The sequence below is a fragment of the Streptacidiphilus sp. BW17 genome (assembly GCF_041262485.1).
GTDB lineage: Bacteria > Actinomycetota > Actinomycetes > Streptomycetales > Streptomycetaceae > Streptacidiphilus.
Genome location: NZ_JBGCCR010000062.1, coordinates 1 through 17,052, shown reverse-complemented (window position 1 = coordinate 17,052; position 17,052 = coordinate 1). Strand labels below are relative to the sequence as shown.

The 17,052-nt window shown below is 69.7% G+C and carries 13 protein-coding genes and 1 pseudogene; 6 read left to right on the top strand and 8 right to left on the bottom strand.

Annotation, left to right across the window (positions count from 1 at the left end):
• Positions 1-242 precede the first annotated feature (242 nt).
• On the bottom strand, positions 243-2,714 hold the full coding sequence (locus tag ABH940_RS36290; RefSeq protein WP_370107227.1) for an MFS transporter: 2,472 nt from the start codon (positions 2,712-2,714) through the stop codon (positions 243-245).
• A 318-nt stretch (positions 2,715-3,032) separates the two neighbouring features.
• Between ABH940_RS36290 and ABH940_RS36285 the strand changes: the two genes are divergently transcribed.
• Positions 3,033-4,025 carry a TrmB family transcriptional regulator gene (locus ABH940_RS36285; protein WP_370068301.1) on the top strand — a complete coding sequence of 331 codons (993 nt, stop codon included), beginning with the start codon at positions 3,033-3,035 and terminating at the stop codon, positions 4,023-4,025.
• Here the strand turns inward: ABH940_RS36285 and ABH940_RS36280 are convergent.
• The 4 genes from ABH940_RS36280 to ABH940_RS36265 all read right to left on the bottom strand — a co-directional run bounded on the left by ABH940_RS36280 (position 3,995) and on the right by ABH940_RS36265 (position 8,858).
• Positions 3,995-5,746, bottom strand: coding sequence for an AMP-binding protein (locus ABH940_RS36280; protein ID WP_370107226.1), 1,752 nt, complete (start codon positions 5,744-5,746; stop codon positions 3,995-3,997). The genes ABH940_RS36285 and ABH940_RS36280 overlap by 31 nt on opposite strands.
• Positions 5,747-5,965: 219 nt before the next feature.
• A complete protein-coding gene (locus ABH940_RS36275) occupies positions 5,966-6,691 on the bottom strand; it encodes a lytic transglycosylase domain-containing protein (protein ID WP_370068305.1) in 726 nt (241 codons plus the stop codon).
• Positions 6,692-7,131: 440 nt separating this feature from the next.
• Positions 7,132-8,037 carry a MarR family winged helix-turn-helix transcriptional regulator gene (locus ABH940_RS36270; protein ID WP_370107225.1) on the bottom strand — a complete coding sequence of 302 codons (906 nt, stop codon included), beginning with the start codon at positions 8,035-8,037 and terminating at the stop codon, positions 7,132-7,134.
• A 230-nt stretch (positions 8,038-8,267) separates the two neighbouring features.
• Positions 8,268-8,858, bottom strand: a complete 591-nt coding sequence (locus ABH940_RS36265) for a TetR/AcrR family transcriptional regulator (protein WP_370068309.1) — start codon at positions 8,856-8,858, stop codon at positions 8,268-8,270.
• Positions 8,859-9,126: 268 nt separating this feature from the next.
• Between ABH940_RS36265 and ABH940_RS36260 the strand changes: the two genes are divergently transcribed.
• From ABH940_RS36260 to ABH940_RS36240, 5 genes are all read left to right on the top strand, one after another.
• On the top strand, positions 9,127-10,143 hold the full coding sequence (locus ABH940_RS36260; RefSeq protein WP_370068311.1) for a phosphotransferase family protein: 1,017 nt from the start codon (positions 9,127-9,129) through the stop codon (positions 10,141-10,143).
• A gap of 169 nt (positions 10,144-10,312) precedes the next feature.
• Entirely contained in the window at positions 10,313-11,071 is a 759-nt protein-coding gene (fabG, locus tag ABH940_RS36255; RefSeq protein WP_370068313.1) for a 3-oxoacyl-ACP reductase FabG, read from the top strand.
• Between the two features lie 123 nt (positions 11,072-11,194).
• Positions 11,195-11,956 carry an SDR family oxidoreductase gene (locus tag ABH940_RS36250; protein ID WP_370068315.1) on the top strand — a complete coding sequence of 254 codons (762 nt, stop codon included), beginning with the start codon at positions 11,195-11,197 and terminating at the stop codon, positions 11,954-11,956.
• Positions 11,957-12,160: 204 nt separating this feature from the next.
• On the top strand, positions 12,161-13,012 hold the full coding sequence (locus tag ABH940_RS36245; RefSeq protein ID WP_370068317.1) for a phosphatase PAP2 family protein: 852 nt from the start codon (positions 12,161-12,163) through the stop codon (positions 13,010-13,012).
• 42 nt (positions 13,013-13,054) lie between these two features.
• On the top strand, positions 13,055-13,429 hold the full coding sequence (locus ABH940_RS36240; protein ID WP_370068319.1) for a hypothetical protein: 375 nt from the start codon (positions 13,055-13,057) through the stop codon (positions 13,427-13,429).
• A 22-nt stretch (positions 13,430-13,451) separates the two neighbouring features.
• Here ABH940_RS36240 and ABH940_RS36235 read toward each other — a convergent pair whose 3' ends face one another.
• The 3 genes and pseudogenes from ABH940_RS36235 to ABH940_RS36225 form a co-directional block, all read right to left on the bottom strand.
• Positions 13,452-14,879 (bottom strand): aspartate aminotransferase family protein, encoded by a 1,428-nt coding sequence (locus ABH940_RS36235; RefSeq protein ID WP_370068321.1) that lies wholly within the window; start codon positions 14,877-14,879, stop codon positions 13,452-13,454.
• Complete coding sequence (gene dxs, locus ABH940_RS36230) at positions 14,869-16,842, bottom strand: 1-deoxy-D-xylulose-5-phosphate synthase (RefSeq protein ID WP_370107223.1); 1,974 nt, start codon at positions 16,840-16,842, stop codon at positions 14,869-14,871. The genes ABH940_RS36235 and dxs overlap by 11 nt, the downstream gene beginning before the upstream one ends.
• Before the next feature lie 87 nt (positions 16,843-16,929).
• Positions 16,930-17,052: pseudogene (locus tag ABH940_RS36225) on the bottom strand (4-hydroxy-3-methylbut-2-en-1-yl diphosphate synthase); the annotation flags it as partial.

Below are 17,052 nucleotides of genomic sequence, written 5' to 3'. Positions count from 1 at the left end.
TGCCCGTCATGTCCGTGACGGTCAGCACCGCGTGCCGCACCGCCCACCCATCCCTCGTCCGAACCCGGGCACGAAGCCCCGTGCCGCCCTCACCGGAGTGAGTGGTCATTGCTGCTCCCGATCAGTCAGTGACGGGCTCCGGCGTCCTCGACGCTCTGCTGCGCCGAGGACGCCGGATCCCGTACGTCCCCACACTGGCCTACGCCTTCACGCTCGACGACGCAGGCCGTTCGCCCGTTCTGTCACTCGTCCGGGTGGCCGAGCTCCACGTCGTGGGCACTCTCGCCGCGTCCGTCCAGGGTCAGCGCAGAGGCGACCGGCGGGTAGCCGCTGGCGATGAGCGTGTAGTCACCCGCGTCCAGGTCGGTGAAGGCGTAGCTGCCGTCCTCACCGGTGGTCGCGGTGCCCACGACGTTGCCGGCCACGTCGACCAGGGTGACCCGGGCGTCGATCAGGGGCCGGTGATCCGCAGCCGCACGGATGGTGCCCTGCATCTGCGCGCCGGCGGCCAGCTCGATCTCGATCCGGGACGGACCCGCCGTGCCGACCTCGACCGGCAGCGCGGCCGGACGGAACCCGGTGGCGTTGACGGCGACCGTGAACGTGCCCGACATCAGACCCTCGAAGGTGAAGGCGCCCGTCTCAGCGGTCTTGCCCGTGGCCAGCACCTCGCCACGGACGTCGGTGACCACAACCATCGCCTCGGCGACCGGCCGCTGGTCAGCCGCCGCGCGCACCATCCCGAGCAGACCGCTGGTGCCCGAGAGCACCACGTCGTGGCCGAGCGGGGCATCGCCGACAGCCACCGTGGAGGCGTTCGGCTGATGACCCTCGGCCGCGACGATCAGCACATAGCTGCCCGCCCCCGGCGCGGCCAGCCGGTAGCCACCGTCCGCAGCGACCGCCACGCGGCCCAACTGCCGCCCCTGCAGCGAGATCAGGGTGACCGTGGCGGAGCCCACCGGGCCGCCCTCGCCGCCCCGCACGAAGCCGTGGACCATGCTGCCACTCACCGGAACCTCCTGGGGAACCTGCTGGCCGGCGGGCACTATGGCCGACGATCCGAGCCCGGAAACCGTCTCCTGGCCGGCGACCGCAGCAGCCGGGGTGACCGGACCCTCAGCGCCCTCGGTGGCCTCGGCGGCCTCCGGGGTGCCCTCGCTCGACTTGAGCTTGATCTCCTTGAGCGCCAGCCCGAAGAACAGCGCGACCACTATGAACGGCACACCGATCAGGAACAGGTCGCCGATGGCGTGCGCGAAGGCCGCCGTGACCAGGCCCTTGGCCGGCTCCTTCAGGGCGTGGATGGCCTGGACGTTGTTGGCGTCCAGGCCCTTGAGGGACGTGCCGCCACCCGGGGCGCCGGCGAACTCCTGCGTCAGGTAGTGGGTCAGGCGGCTGGTCAGCACCGTGCCGAAGATGGCGGTGCCGATGGCAGCGCCGATCTGGCGGAAGAAGGTGGCCGAGGCGGTGGCGACACCCATGTCGCGGAAGTCGACCGAGTTCTGGATGGCCGTCACCAGCGTCTGCAGGGTCATGCCCAGGCCCGCGCCGAAGGCGAAGGCGTAGAGGGCGACCTCCCAGTACGGCGTGTGGTTGGTCAGCCGGCTCAGCAGCACCAGCGACCCTATGAGGATCAGCGCGCCGAGGATCGGGAAGATCTTGTAACGGCCCGTCTTGGCCATGATCCGGCCGGAGAGGACCGAGGTGACCATGATGCCGGCCACGGCGGGCAGCATGCCCAGACCGGACTTGGTGGCGGACATGCCCTGCACGGCCTGGAGGTAGACCGGCAGGTAGATGATGCCGCCGAACATGGCGAAACCGGCGAAGAAGCCGAAGCCGTTGCCGATCCGGAAGACCGGGTTCCGGAAGAGCCGCATCGGCAGGATCGGCTCGGCCGCACGCATCTCGACCAGGCAGAAGAGGATGGTCAGCAGGACGGAGCCGCCGGCCAGCGACAGGCCCTGCCAGGAGGCCCAGCCGTAGGAGGTGCCGGCCCAGTTCAGGTAGAGCAGCAGGCTGGTGACGCCCGCGACGATCATCAGCGAGCCAAGGAAGTCGATCTTGTGCTCGCGGCGGTTGACCGGCAGCTTGAGCGCGAAGGAGCAGACGATCAGTGCGCCGATGCCGACGGGCAGGTTGATGTAGAAGATCCACCGCCAGCCGATCGAGTCGGTGAACCAACCGCCGAGCAGCGGACCGGCGACGCTGGCCAGACCGAAGACTGCACCCATCAGGCCCTGGTAACGGCCACGCTCACGAGGCGGTATGACGTCGCCGATGATGGCGAAGGCGAGCGACATCAGACCGCCACCGCCGATGCCCTGGACGGCGCGGAAGCCGATCAGCTCGCCCATGTTCTGGCTGAGGCCGGCCAGCGCCGAGCCGATCAGGAAGATGACGATCGCGGTCTGGAAGATGATCCGGCGGCCGTACAGGTCGGAGATCTTGCCCCAGAGCGGGGTGGCTGCGGTCGAGGTGAGCAGGTAGGCCGTGACCACCCAGGAGAGCTTGTCGATGCCACCGAGCTGGCTCACGATCGTGGGCAGGGCCGTACCGACGATGCTCTGGTCCAGCGCCGCCAACAGCATGCCTGCCATCAGGCCGCCCATGACGACCATGATCTGTTTGTGGCTGAGGTAGTTGGGGCCCTCGGCCGGAGCCTCCGAGCCGGGCGGGGTGACCGGGGTGTCGGTCGAGATCTCTGACATGCGACGCACCGTACTGCATAGGTACGACAGCGCTCTCGCCCAAACTTGCCGTACGGCAGGTAAGTTTCATACCGATACCGGATCGAGACATGAACGAGACCAAAGAGGGTATGAACATGACAAGTAACTGGCGAGTCACCCCTGCTGGTGGTGTCCGCTGTGAGTAACCTAGCCGACACAAGAACGACCCACAAGAGGCCACTTCGGCCCACGTCAAGCCCGTCCTGTCCCGAAAAGTCCCCCCACTTGGAGCCCAAAGACCCCCAACTCGCGGATGGCGCTTGCCAGCACCCGCACTCTCGCCGCTAACGTGCCAGCATGCAGACGGACGATCGACGCGCAGCCGACCTGGAGGAGCTGGGCCTCACGAACTACGAGGCCCGGGTCTACCTCGCCCTGATCCGCCGCGACGTCTTCACGGCGGCGGAAGTCGCCAGGGAAGCGGGTGTACCCCGCCAGCGCGTGTACGACGTGCTCGAAGGGCTCATCCGCCGACAGCTGGCGATACTCCACCCCGGACGGGTCGCCGGTTACTCGGCGGTCGCGCCGGACACCGCCGTCGAGCGCCTGATCGAGCAGCAGCGCCGCTCACTCGGCCGTCTGGAGCGCCTCTCCACCGAGCTGGCCCGCGAGCTCAAGCCCACCTTCGAGAGCGGTCGCACCCACACCGACCCGCTGGACTACGTCGAGGTGCTCCGCGACCCGGCGGACATCACCGAGCGCTTCGCCCGGCTCCAGTCCACCGCCGAGCGCGAGCTGCTGAGCTTCTCCAGGCCGCCGTGGTACACCCCCACCGAGAACATCGCCGGCCTCGAGGCCAGCGCCCGCCTGCACGCCGCCGGACGCACCGTCCGCTCGCTGTACAGCCGCGCGGTGCTGGAGGACCCGGCGCTGCTCGAGGTGATCAACCTCTTCGTCGCCGCCGGCGAGGAGATCCGGATCGCGGAGGACCTGCCGCTGAAGATGATCATCGCCGACGGCTCGACCGTCCTCTGCGACATGCCGGACCCGGTGGCCCGTGACGGCGCGACGACGACGCTCTGCATCCGGCACCCCTCCCTGGCCGCCGCGCTGACGCTCGCCTTCCGGTCGATCTGGGACAACTCCCCGACCTTCGCCGAGGCGCTCAAGCAGGCCGGCATGGAGCTGCCCGCCCTCCCGTCGAGCATGCAGCGGGCCCTGGACGAGGAAGCTGCCGAGGCTGCGGACGCTGCTGCCAAGGACGACACCGCTGAGGACCAGGCCGCCGAGGACGAGGGTGAGGCCGGGTCGTCCCGCGCTCACCCGGAAGGCTCGTCCGCCCAGGCCTGAGCCGCGAGGTGCTCGTCGCGCAGGACGCGGCGCAGCACCTTGCCCAGCATGTTCCGCGGCAGCGCGTCCGAGCGGAACTCCACGATCTTCGGCACCTTGTAGCCGGTGAGCCGAGCGGCGCAGTAGTCGATCAGCGCCCGCTCGGTGAGTCGGCTGCCGGGCCGGACGATCACGCACGCCTTGACCGTCTCGCCCCGGTACTCGTCCGGCACGCCGACCACCGCCGCGTCCGCGACCGCCGGATGCGCGAGCAGCACCTCCTCGACCTCGCTGGGGAAGATGCTGAACCCGGAGGCGATGATCACGTCGCGCTTGCGGTCGATCACGGTCACGAACCCGTCCGGGCTCATCACCGCGATGTCGCCGGTGAACAGCCAGTGGTCGTGCAGCATTGCCGCACTGTCCTCGCGCTCGTGCCAGTAACCGCCGAAGACCTGCGGCCCGCGCACCACCAACTCCCCCGCCACGCCGAAGGGCTGCTGCTTCGCCGGGTCGTCCTCGGCGACTATCCGCACCTCGGTCCCCGGCAGCGGGACGCCGACCGTCCCCGGACGGGCGTTGGCGTTCAGCGGATTGGCCAGCACGACGGGCGACGCCTCCGACAGCCCGTAACCCTCCACGAGATGACCACCCGTCAACTCCTGGAACCGGTCCACCGTCTCCGGCTCCAGCCGCATGGCACCGGAGATGCAGTAGCGCACCGACCGTAGCGCGCGGGTGAGTTCGGGCCCGTGCTGCTCGGCCCGTTGCATCAGCGCCTGGTACATCGGCGGCACGCCCGGGAAGAGCGTCGGCTTCCACCGGCGCAGCGTCCGGACCACCAACTCCGGGTCGAAGCTGGGCAGCAGGACGGTCCGCGCGCCCGCGGTGGCCGCCACGCCCAGACACATCGTCATGCCGTAGACGTGGAACATCGGCAGACAGGCCAGCAGGGTCTCCCGTCCCGGACGCAACTGCGGGTACCAGGCCCGCACTTGGTGTGCGTTGGCGACGAGGTTGCGGTGCGTCAGCATCGCGCCCTTGGGCGTTCCGGTCGTCCCTCCCGTGTACTGCAGCACGGCGACGGCGCTGCGCGGGCTCACCGGCCCCTGCGCGAGCTGAGCCTCGCCCTTGCGGGGGAGCCGGGCGCGCGCGACATCGGCGAAGACGACGCGGTCGGCGTCCTGCGGCAGCTCCGTCCGCAGTCTGGCGCGGAGTTCGCGCGAGCGGGCGAGCGGCAACCGCAGCGCGAGCCGCGTCCGCGCGGGCAACGCGTCCAGCAGCGAGGCGACCACCACGTGCCGCAGGGCCGTCCGGCCCCGGACCGCATCGACGCGCGCGAAGACGCCGTCGTACACGAGGGCGACGACTGCGCCGGAATCCTTGAGCTGGTGGGCGAGTTCGGACTCGGTGTAGAGCGGGTTCGTCGGGACGACGACGGCCCCGAGCTTGAGTGCGCCGTAGAACGCGACCACGTACTGCGGACAGTTGGGCATCACCAGCGCGACGCGGTCCCCCCGCGACACCCCGAGCGCGGCGAGCCCGGCGGCGAACCGCGCGACGGCGCGCTGGAGCGCGCGGTAGCTGGTCTTCTTCCCGAAGAACACCAGTGCGGTCCGCCGCCCGTGCCGCGCGGCGGCCTCGTCCAGCAGCCCGCTGACGGAGACGTTCGGAATGCTCAGCCGCCGCGGGACGCCGGGCGCGTAGAAGCGGTGCCAGGGTTCGCTGGTGCTGCCGGCCACGGACGCCTCCTCCTCCGCTGAGGCGTCGGAGCTGGTGCTGACGCCCTATCTCACAGAGGGCAAGATCGTGGCAGTGCGTTCGCCCCTGTGTCCAGAGGTCATGGCGAAAACGTGAAGCATGGGGCACAGGAGAAGCACGCAAGAGGCGCGGCGGAGCCGCAGATCAGCTGGGCCCCGCGCCGCTGGGGTGGCGCGTCCGCCGAAGAGCTGGCGCCAGTCCTAGTACCAGCCGTTGGCCTGCCAGAAGACCCAGGCCTGGTTCGGGCTGCCGTAGGTGGAGTCCATGTAGCCCAGCGCCCAGCGGATCTGGGTGGCCGGGTCGGTCTGCCAGTCCGAGCCCGCCGAGGCCATCTTGGAGCCCGGCAGGGCCTGCGCCAGGCCGTACGCGCCGGAGGAGGGGTTGGTCGCGGTGACGTTCCAGCCGCTCTCGTGGGAGATGATCTGGTCGAACGAGGCCAGCTGGTCCGCCGGGACGATCTGCGCGGCGATCTCCTGAGGGGTGCCGCTCGGCGCGGCCGGGGCCGCCTGCTGGGGCTGCTGCGTCTGCGGAGCGGCCTGCGGGGTGGACTGGGCGATCCGGGCCCGCTCCTCGGAACGGTTGGCCGCGGCGGCCGCATCCGCCGCCGCACGCTCGGCAGCCTTCTGCGCCGCAGCCTTCTCCGCGGCGGCCTTCTCGGCCGCGGCCTTGGCAGCCGCCGCCTTCTCCACGGCCGCCTTGGCGGCGGCAACCTTGGCTGCCGTAGCCGCCTTCGCCGCAGCCGCCTCCTGCTGGGCCTGCGCGCTGGCGCTGGCGACCGCGGCACGGGCGTTGGGGTCGGCCACCACGCTGCTCGCGCCGTTGCCGGGCAGGGCGACCGCGACGCCTGCCGCGAGGCCGACGGCCGCGACGGAGGAGGCGATGACGACGCCGCGCTTGCGCAGGCCGAGGGGAAGCGTGGGAGGCATGGAGAAAGGAGCTCGCAATCGGTTGGCTGGTGGCGCGTCCGCCTCTGCTCCGCAGCACGGGACAGGTGCGCTGCGGAGCCGGACGGCGCCAGTGGCACGCCGGTTCAGGGCTCGTGCCGGTTTACGGGCAACCCGGCGAAGGCGGGGCCGCCGTTGCGACAACGCCATTGATAGCAAGCCGTTTCCCGCGATTTCAACGAGCCTTCTACTACCCGACTCCGTAGTGGAGCGCCGTTCGGCGGGGCGGCTCGGCAGCCGCGCCTGCCGCCGCCGCGCCGCCATCCGACCTGGGTAAGGCCTGCGTGAACGGCGGGGGGACGAAAGAAACGACCGCCTCCTCCCGAAGGAGAAGGCGGTCGTCGGGGAGCACCGAACCGTGCAAACGATCAACTATCGGCCATCGTTGACGGCGAGCCCGCTGTGTCCGGGCTCACAACCCGTCAGCGCTCGGCGAGACGCGCGGTGAGTGCCAGCAGGAAGAGCCCGCGGGTCCGCTCGGCCTCGTCCAGCGGCTCCAGAAGGCGGGACTGGACCTCGGCGACGCCGGGCGAGACCTCCTCCAGCAGGCGCACACCGGCCGGGGCCAGTGCCAGCAGGTTGCGACGGCCGTCGGCGGGGTCGCGCCGACGCAGCACCAGGCCGCGTCGGACCAGGCGGCTGATGAGCTCGGCCATCGTCGCCTTGTCGAGCGAGGTGCGCTCGCCGACCGTGCGCTGGTCGATGTCCGGCTCGACGGAGAGCGCGTCGAGGACGGCGTGCTGGGGCGCGGTGAGCTCACCGGAGACCAGCTCGGTCCAGAACCGGGTGTGGACCTGCTGGGCCACCCGGATCAGGTAGCCGATGACGCGTGGAGCGTCCAGCAGCGGACGGGCGTCCACCATGGTCTCCAGCGCCAGGTTCTCCATCCGGGCCATCCGGGCCAGCGCCATCATCAGCTCGGACCGCTCCGACTCCTCGAGCGGGACCAGCAGTTCACGCTGGACGACGGCCACCCCGACGGAGGCGTCGTGCATGACCTGCTCGCCGTGGGGAGAGAGGGTGAGCAGCTTGCGGCGACCGTCTGCCGGGTCGCGTCGGCGCAGTACCAGGCCGCGTCGAACCAGGCGACCGACCATTTCGGCCATGGTCGCCTTGTCCAAGGAGGCGCGCTCCCCCACCGTGCGCTGGTCCGCCCCGGGCTCGAGAGCCAAGGCGATCAGCGCGGCGTACTGGGGAGCGGTCAGATCCGATCCGACGTGCTCGGTCCACAGTCGGGTGTGGACCTGCTGGGCTATGCGGATCAGCTGACCTGGCGACTGGGACAAGCGGATCGGCGTACCCGTCATGTCGATATCCCCCAGCACCATAGGACCGTCCTGATGTGTTCGACCGACGCTGAAGCCCCTGTGGGTGGGCGCGTTCGGCTCGTGAGCGGCGAAACCGCGGGCAGGTACCGTGTGGGGGTCCTGTGTACGGACAGTTTCCGCCGGACAGCCGTCGGCTGCTGGCGGACACTATACAAACCAGACAGACCAAGGCGACATGGCGCAGAGAGCTGCGATCCAATCGTGATCCGAGTCGATCCGGAGTGGTCGGGTCAGGACGGTTGCAAGCCCCGAAGCAAAAGCTCGGCAAAGGCAGCACCGATTGCCGCAGGCGTCAACTCCCCGTCTACGCGGTACCAACTGCCGAGATGATGAACTCCGCCGAAGAACTGATGGGTCACCAGATCCGCCGAAACGTCGGCCCGGAAAAGGCCCGCGGACTGGCCCTCCTCGATCAGTGCGCGGAACCGTTCGTGGTACCGCCGACGGTCCGCGCGCACCTGCGCCAACCGGTCGGCGGGAAGCATGTGCATCGACCGCCAGGAGACCATCGCGTCGTCGAGGTGCTCCAGCGTGGTCACCACGACGTCGGCAGCCGCAGCGGAAAGCCGCAGGTCAACCTGGACGTCACGAGCGACGATCGCGTCGAGCCGCTCCGCCTGGACGTGGAGCAGCCGGGTGTAGATCTGCTGCAGCAGGTCGTCCTTGGACGAGTAGTAGTGGTACATCGCGCCCTTGGTGACCCCGGCCAGCTCCACGATCTCCTGGACCGAGGTGGGCGCGAATCCTCGCTCCGCGAAGAGACTGCTGGCTGCTGCCAGCAGGCGCTCCTGGACGGGGACCGCCATGTCGACCTGGGCCATCGGCGCCCTCACCCCTTCTACTCGTCTGCTCGACTTCGTCTGTTCGTGTGTCGCAGGATCTGTGGATCCTCTGACCCCGGATCTGTACATCGTGTGTACGAATCCAGCCCGTCCTGGGCCGAATTCGACCGCACCGACCCCCGAATCGGGATCGAATCGACCGCTGTACCGATCGCCGAACCGAGTACCGCAACGCGGACCGGTCCGGAGGTCAAGGTGGTGCGAGCCACTCTAGCCCCCATACCTACTAGTCGGTATGGTGACCGGCATGAGCACTCCGACGCCACCGGGGCTGGATCTGGACCGCCTGCGCGACCACCTCGGAACCGGGCCGCTTGAGGCCGAGCTGATCTCCGGTGGGAAGTCCAATCTCACCTACCGCCTGACCGACGGCAAGACCCGCTGGGTCCTGCGCCGCCCGCCGCTCGGCCACGTGCTGGCCACCGCCCACGACATGTCCCGCGAGCACCGGGTCATCGCGGCGCTCGCGGACACCGCCGTTCCGGTCCCCGGGGTGCACCTGCTCTGCGAGGACCCGGAGGTGATCGGTGCCCCCTTCTATCTGATGGACGAGGTGCAGGGCACCGTCTACCGCACCGCCGAGGACGCGGCCGGTCTTAGCCGGGAGCGGGCCCGTGCCCTCTCCTTCCGCCTGGTCGACGTGCTGGCCGGGCTGCACGCGGTGGACCCCGCCTCGGTGGGCCTCGGCGACTTCGGCAGGCCCGAGGGCTACCTCCTGCGGCAGGTGGCGCGCTGGCACCGCCAGTTCGAGGGCTCCCGCAGCCGCGAGATCCCGGGGATGGAGGAGCTGCAGCAGCGGCTGAACGAAGGCGTACCCACCAGCCAGCGGGCCGTGATCGTGCACGGCGACTACCGCCTGGACAACACCATCGCCGCAGCCGACGACACCATCGCCGCCGTCCTCGACTGGGAGATGGCCACCCTCGGCGATCCACTCGCCGACGTCGGCCTGATGAAGGTGTACTGGGACATCGCCGGGACGATGCCGGGCAACCCCGTCGCCGGAGCGGTCAGCCCCGAGCTGGGCTTCCCGGGCATGGACGAACTCGTCGAACGCTATGCCGCGGCCACCGGGCTCGACCTGACCCCTCTCCCCTGGTACACCGCGTTCGCCCAGTACAAGCTGGCGATCATCGCGGAGGGGATCCACTTCCGCTTCATCCAGGGCAAGACCGTCGGCGACGGCTTCTCGCACCTGGGTGCGATGGTCCCGCCGCTGGTCGCGCTGGCGCTGGACACCCTCGCGGGAAAGGCCGCCCGCTGACGGACTTCCGCCGGCCCAACTCCGGGCGGTGGCGCGGACGCTGCGCTTCGCCGACGGCCCGGACGAGGTCCACGAGCGCTCGCTCGCGCGGCGCGAACCCAAGCCCCACCTCGTGTCGTACCGCCCGCCCCACTCACCCCACTCATCCCTCGTCAGGAGAACGCACCCCATGACCGAGCAGAACCGCGTCGCCATCGTCACCGGAGCCGCGCGCGGCATCGGCGCCGCCACCGCGATCCGCCTCGCGGCGGACGGCTTCGCCGTCGCCGTGGTCGACCTGGAAGAGGCGGCGGGCAAGGACACCGTCGAGAAGATCACCGCCGCGGGCGGCCGCGCGATCGCCGTCGGCGCGGACGTCAGCAACGGCGAGCAGGTCGCCGCGGCCGTCGACCGGATCGCCGCGGAACTGGGCGCGCCGACCGTGCTGGTCAACAACGCCGGTGTGCTGCGCGACAACCTGCTGTTCAAGATGTCCGAGTCGGACTGGGACACGGTGATGAACGTGCACCTCAAGGGCGCGTTCCTGATGTCCAAGGCCTGCCAGAAGCACATGGTCGACGCCGGTTACGGACGCATCGTCAACCTCTCCTCCAGCAGCGCGCTGGGCAACCGCGGCCAGGCCAACTACTCGGCTGCCAAGGCGGGTCTGCAGGGCTTCACCAAGACCCTCGCCAAGGAGCTCGGCAAGTTCGGCGTCACCGCGAACGCCGTCGCCCCCGGCTTCATCGCCACGGACATGACCGCGGCGACGGCCGAGCGCGTGGGCATGGGCTTCGAGGAGTTCAAGGCGGCTGCGGCCAGCATGATCCCGGTCCAGCGGGTGGGCGTGCCGGACGACATCGCCCACACCGTCTCGTTCCTGGTGAGCGAGGGCGCGGGCTTCGTCTCCGGCCAGGTCGTCTACGTCGCCGGCGGCCCGCTCGACTAGGCAGTAACTGAGGTAGCACCTCGGGGGCGCGGGGCTGTGCTGATCCGCGGCTCCGCGCCCCCGGCGTGCTCCAACTCCCCCACTGCCTTCCGTATCCCTCTCCGCAAGACAAAGGACCCCCTCATGACCACTCCCTCTCCCACCGGAAAGGTCGCGCTCGTCACCGGCGGCAGCCGGGGCATCGGGTTCGCAGCCGCGCAGGCGCTCGTCGCGCGTGGGGACCGGGTCGTCCTCACCGGGCGGGACGCCGCCTCCCTGGACGAGGCGGTCGCCGCGCTCGGCGGCAGCGCGCATGCCCTCGGCGTGGCCGGGAAGAGCCACGACGCCGCGCACCGCGAGGAGACCATCGGCCGGGCCATGGACGCGTTCGGGCGAATCGACCACCTCGTCAACAACGTCGGTACCAATCCAGTCTTCGGCAACATGGTCGATCTCGATCTCGACGCCGCCCGCAAGATCCTCGACATCAACCTCGTCTCGACGCTCGGCTGGGTGCAGTTGGTGCACGCCGCGTCGATGCGCGAACACGGCGGGGCGATTGTCAACGTCTCCTCGATCAGCGCGCTCGGGCCCGCGCCGGGAATCGGAATGTACGGCGCGAGCAAGGCCGCACTGGTGCAGCTGACGCAGCAACTCGCCTACGAGATGGCACCGACCGTGCGCGTCAACGCGGTTGCGCCCGCGGTCGTGCGGACCAAGTTCGCCGAGGCGCTGTTCGCGGGCCACGAGGAGCAGGTGGTCAAGGCGTACCCCTTGGGACGCCTCGGCGAGCCGGAGGACGTGGGCGGCGCGATCGCGTTCCTGCTGTCCGAGCAGGCGGCGTGGATCACCGGTCAGACGCTGGTCCTCGACGGAGGGTTGACCCTCAACGCCGGGCTGGCCTGAAATCACTGACGACCGGAATTGTTCGTTCGCTTTCCCGCGAGGGCAACGTTGCAAACCGCTTGGCGAACAAGGATGAGCTAGATCACATCAGTTCGTCGAAAACCTCGACGCTTATTCAGATCCGACAAACCAACAGGTCACATGGTTGTCACGAAGGCGTCGACCCCGGCAGGGCTCAACCCGAAACACTGTAACGTCGAAGGGGTGCGTAACCAGAGGACCGAGGTCGCCCTGCTCGAACGGGCCGAGCGACCACATGAGCGAGCCGCAGAGCAGCCGACCAGCCGTGAACCACGCTGGCGGCCGCTCAGTCGCACCCACAAGATCCTCTTCGCCGTCACGGCCGTCGCCTACGCGACGGTGATCGTCGCCGTCTTCACCACCTCCCGTCTGGTCGCACTGGACTGGGAGGTGATGGCATTCAAGCCGTACATGCACTGGCCGGAGTTCCTGAACTTCCTGAACTACTGGGTCATAGCCGGACAGCGCGGGCCGTCCGCGATCGTGGTGTCGGCCTGGCTGACCTGGCGCTGCTGGCGACAGCGGTCCTGGCGACCACTGCTGGTGCTGGGCGTCTCGCTGGTGCTGCTCAACATGTCGGTGGGCGCGGTCAAGATAGCCACGGGCCGCCTCGGCCCGCACTACGCGCACGTCTACGGATCCAACGAGATCTTCCTCGGCGGCGGTATCTTCCCGTCCGGGCACACCGCCAACGCCGTGGTCACCTGGGGGGTCGTCGCCTACCTGGCGATTCGCTGGCGTCGCATCGGCGCCTTCCTGGCCGGCTGGATGGGTTTCTCCATCGGCCTCACCACGCTCTACCTGGGCACCCACTGGACGACCGACGTGCTGGCCGGCTGGGCCGCCGGCGCACTGGTGCTGTTGGCGCTGCCGCTCTTCGAGCCGGTCGTCGAGAGCACCGACGAGCGGATGCGGCAGATCTGGAGGGAGCGCCGCTTCCTCCGCGGCCGGAAGCCGGACAGCGTGTCAGTGAAGCTTCCGAAGGCACGTGATCTCGATCACCAGAACAAGCGGTCAATTCCGATCGGATATTGACATATCGCCGTTGTCTTCGAATGCCGCTCCTAGAGTCACGTCATGGGGAACTTGGAAACGGCACTCAAGGATGCAATGGCGATCGAAGGCGCCGTCGGCGTCGCGATCGTCGACTACAACAGCGGTCTGGCCCTCGGGACTCTGGGTGCCGGGAATGAACTCGACCTGAATGTCGCGGCGGCCGGCAACACCGATGTGGTGCGGGCGAAGATGCGGACGATGGAGATGCTCAATCTCCACAACGAAGTGATCGAGGACATCCTCATCACGCTCACCGGTCAGTACCACATCATCCGCCCGCTGACCCACCAGGGCAGCCAGGGCATCTTCCTGTACCTCGCACTCGACCGGCAGCGCGCCAACCTGGCCATGGCCCGCCATCTGATGCGCAGGATAGAGGCCGACCTGGAGGTCTGATCCAGGTCGGCCTCCTCGCGGGTCAGCGGGCCGCGACGGCCTGCTTGATCAGGGTCTTGCCGAAGTCGCGCATCAGCCCGGTGCCGCTGTGCGCCTCGTCCATGATGTCGGTGAAGGCGTCGACAAAGCGGTCGACCTCCGCCTCACCGATGGTCAACGGCGGGATCAGTTTGATCACTTCGAGATGGTCCCCGGAGACCTGGGTCAGGATCCGGTGCCGCTGCATCAGCGGGACCACGACCATCTGCGCGAAGAGGCCCTTCCGAGCCGCCTGCAGCGCGGTCCAGCCCGTGCGCAGCTTGAGCGACTGCGGGCGGCCGAACTCGATCCCGATCATCAGGCCGCGGCCGCGCACGTCGGCCAGCATCTCGTACTTCGGGATGAGCGCCGCCAGCCGCTCCCGGAAAAGGTCGCCCACGCGGCGGGCGTTGGCCACCACCTGCTCGTCCTCGAAGACGTGCAGGGTGGCCAGCCCCGCCGCCATGGCCTGGGCGTTGGAGCCGAAGCTCGCCGAGTGGACCAGCACCCGGTCCATCGACGAGTAGACCTTCTCGAAGATCCACTCCTTGCCCAGCGTCGCACCGACCGGGACGTAGCCGCCGGAGAGCGCCTTGGCCACGCACACCAGGTCCGGCTCGACGTCGGCCTCGTGCTGGTAGGCGAAGAAGTCGCCGGTGCGGCCCATGCCGGTCTGCACCTCGTCGGCGATCAGCAGCGCCCTGTGCTTGTGCAGCAGGTCCTGCGCGGCGCGCAGATAGCCGTCGGGTGCGGCGTGGACGCCCTTGCCCTGGATCGGCTCGACGATCAGCGCCGCCACGTCGCCCTTCTGCAGCTCGCGCTCCAGCCGCTCCAGATCGCCCAGCGGGATCGCGGTGTCCGGCAGCAGCGGGGCGAAGCCCTTGCGGAAGCCGTCCTCCCCGTTGACCGAGAGCGAACCGGTGGTCAGGCCGTGGAAGGCGTGCTCGCAGAAGAGGACGCGGGGCTTGCCGGTGGCGTAGCGGGCGAACTTGAGCGCCGTCTCGACCGCCTCGGTGCCGCTGTTGCCGAAGAAGACCCGGTCCAGGTGCGGGGCGTGGGCGAGCAGCTTCTCCGCGAGCAGGCCGGGCAGCGGCTGGCAGTCGAAGCGGGTCAGGTCGGCCAGCTCCAGATCCATCACCTGGTGCACCGCCTGACGGACCACCGGGTGGTGCCGGCCGAGGGCGAAGATGCCGAAGCCCGCCAGCATGTCGAGGTAGTCGTTGCCCTCGGCGTCGTAGAAGTAGGCGCCCTTGGCGTGCTCGTAGACCTTGTCGAAGCCGATGGTGTGCAGCATCCGCGGCAGCTGGTGGTTCAGGTACTCCGCGTGCAGGCGGTAGCGCTCGCCGCCGCGCGCGGCGAGCAGCGCCGTGAGGTCGAAGCCACCGGGCGAACCGACGGTGTCTCCGGCCGCGCTGCTGATGTCAGCTGCCATGGTGCTGGTCCCCTCCAACGAAGTCGGACGTCAGGTCGGACGTCAGGAAATCGCCGCCCGGCGTAAGCCCCAAGGCCTTGGCGAAGGCGGAAGTCTGGGCGGCGACACCCGGACCGGTCAGGCCGATCTCGTCCAGGATCTCACCGCGTGCGGCGTGGCTCAGGAAGCGCTGTGGGATGCCGAGTTCGCGCGTCGGGACGTCGAGGTCGGCGTCGCGCAGCGCCTGGGCCACGGCCGCGCCCACGCCGCCGACCCGGCCGCTGTCCTCGACGGTGACCACCAGCCGGTGCCGGGCCGCGAGTTCGGTCAGGGCCGGGTCGACGGGCTTGACCCAGCGCGGGTCGACGACGGTGGTGCCGAGGCCCTCGGCGGTCAGCAGCGCGGCGGCGTCCAGGCAGGCGGTCGCCATGGCGCCGACGGCCACCAGCAGCACCTCGGGCGCGCGTCCGGCCGGGCCGGTGCGCAGCAGCACGTCGACGCCGCCGATCCGCTCCACCGCCGTGATCGGCGGGCCGACCTCGGCCTTGGGGTAGCGGACGACGGTGGGCGCGTCGGCGACGTCGAGCGCCTCGCGCAGTTCGGCACGGAGCTGGTCCGCGTCGCGCGGTGCGGCGATCCGCAGGCCCGGGACGACCTGCAGGATGGACAGGTCCCACATGCCGTTGTGCGAGGCGCCGTCGGTACCGGTCACTCCGGCCCGGTCGAGCACGAAGGTGACTCCGCACCGGTGCAGCGCACAGTCCATCAGCACCTGGTCGAAGGCCCGGTTGAGGAAGGTCGAGTAGAGCGCGACGACCGGGTGCAGCCCGGCCGTCGCCAGCCCGGCGGCGGAGACGGTGGCGTGCTGCTCGGCGATGCCGACGTCGTAGATCCGCTCCGGGAACTCACGGGCGAACGGCTGCAGGCCGACCGGCTGGAGCATGGCCGCGGTGATGGCCACGACGTCCGGACGCTCGCGCCCGATCTCGACCAGCTCCTTGCCGAAGACAGAGGTCCAGGAGACGCCGGTTACCGGCCGCAGCGGCTCGCAGGTGACCGGGTCGATCGCGCCGACCTGGTGGAAGTGGTCGGCCTCGTCCAGCTCGGCGGGCCGGTAGCCGCGGCCCTTCTCGGTCAGACAGTGGACGATGATCGGCCCACCGAAGCCGGCGGCCCGCCGCAGCGCGGACTCCACCGCGTCGACGTCGTGGCCGTCGATCGGGCCGATGTACTTCAGGCCCAGGTCCTCGAACATGCCCTGGGGCGAGGTGGCGTCCTTGTAGCCCTTCTTCGCGCCGTGCAGCGCGTCGTAGATCGGCCCGCCGACGACGGGCGTGCGCTGCAGCGTCTCCTTGCCCCAGGAGAGGACCCGCTCGTAGCCCTGGGTGGTACGCAGGTTGGTGCGCAGCGTGGCGAGGTGGTTGGCCAGGCCGCCGATGGTCGGCGCGTAGGAGCGCTCGTTGTCGTTGACGACGATGACGACCGGGCGGTCCTCCGCCTCGGCGATGTTGTTGAGCGCCTCCCAGGCCAGCCCGCCGGTCAGCGCGCCGTCGCCGATCACGGCGACGACATGGCGGTCCTGGTACCCCTGCAGCTGGTTGGCCTTGGCCAGGCCGTCCGCGTAGCCGAGCACGGTGGATGCGTGCGAGTTCTCGATCACGTCGTGCTCGGACTCGGCACGCGAGGGGTAGCCGGAGAGACCGCCGCGGTTCTTGAACCGGCCGAAGTCCTGACGCCCCGTCAGCAGCTTGTGGACGTAGGACTGGTGGCCGGTGTCGAAGAGGATCCGGTCGGCCGGCGAGTCGAAGACCCGGTGCAGCGCGATGGTCAGCTCGACCACGCCGAGGTTCGGCCCGAGGTGCCCGCCTGTGCGGGTGATCGCGTCGATCAGGAACTCCCTGATCTCCTCGGCGAGGCGCGGCAGGTCGGACGGCGGCAGCCGGCGCAGGTCGTGGGGGCTGCGGATGGTCTCGAGGAGGGACATCGACTCACCTTCGTTCCGTACGTACCTGTAGTGACGTGGCGCTCCTCGGCGCCGTTGGATGCTTCCTCCTCTCGGCCCTGAGCCGGATCACCGCACGTCGACGCTGGGGGCACCGGACGGGGCGCCGGCGTCCTGCATCTGCTCGGCCAGCTTCATGGCCTCCTCGATCAGGGTCTCCACGATCTTCGACTCCGGCACGGTCTTGATGAC

Bases quoted from the DNA above. Each gene is read 5' to 3' on its own strand.
- ABH940_RS36265 (WP_370068309.1), bottom strand. From the start codon at position 8,858: ATGGCCCAGGTCGACATGGCGGTCCCCGTCCAGGAGCGCCTGCTGGCA.
- ABH940_RS36270 (WP_370107225.1), bottom strand. From the start codon at position 8,037: ATGGTGCTGGGGGATATCGACATGACGGGTACGCCGATCCGCTTGTCC.
- ABH940_RS36240 (WP_370068319.1), top strand. From the start codon at position 13,055: ATGGGGAACTTGGAAACGGCACTCAAGGATGCAATGGCGATCGAAGGC.
- ABH940_RS36275 (WP_370068305.1), bottom strand. From the start codon at position 6,691: ATGCCTCCCACGCTTCCCCTCGGCCTGCGCAAGCGCGGCGTCGTCATC.
- ABH940_RS36285 (WP_370068301.1), top strand. From the start codon at position 3,033: ATGCAGACGGACGATCGACGCGCAGCCGACCTGGAGGAGCTGGGCCTC.
- fabG (WP_370068313.1), top strand. From the start codon at position 10,313: ATGACCGAGCAGAACCGCGTCGCCATCGTCACCGGAGCCGCGCGCGGC.
- ABH940_RS36260 (WP_370068311.1), top strand. From the start codon at position 9,127: ATGAGCACTCCGACGCCACCGGGGCTGGATCTGGACCGCCTGCGCGAC.
- dxs (WP_370107223.1), bottom strand. From the start codon at position 16,842: ATGTCCCTCCTCGAGACCATCCGCAGCCCCCACGACCTGCGCCGGCTG.
- ABH940_RS36290 (WP_370107227.1), bottom strand. From the start codon at position 2,714: ATGTCAGAGATCTCGACCGACACCCCGGTCACCCCGCCCGGCTCGGAG.
- ABH940_RS36250 (WP_370068315.1), top strand. From the start codon at position 11,195: ATGACCACTCCCTCTCCCACCGGAAAGGTCGCGCTCGTCACCGGCGGC.
- ABH940_RS36235 (WP_370068321.1), bottom strand. From the start codon at position 14,879: ATGGCAGCTGACATCAGCAGCGCGGCCGGAGACACCGTCGGTTCGCCC.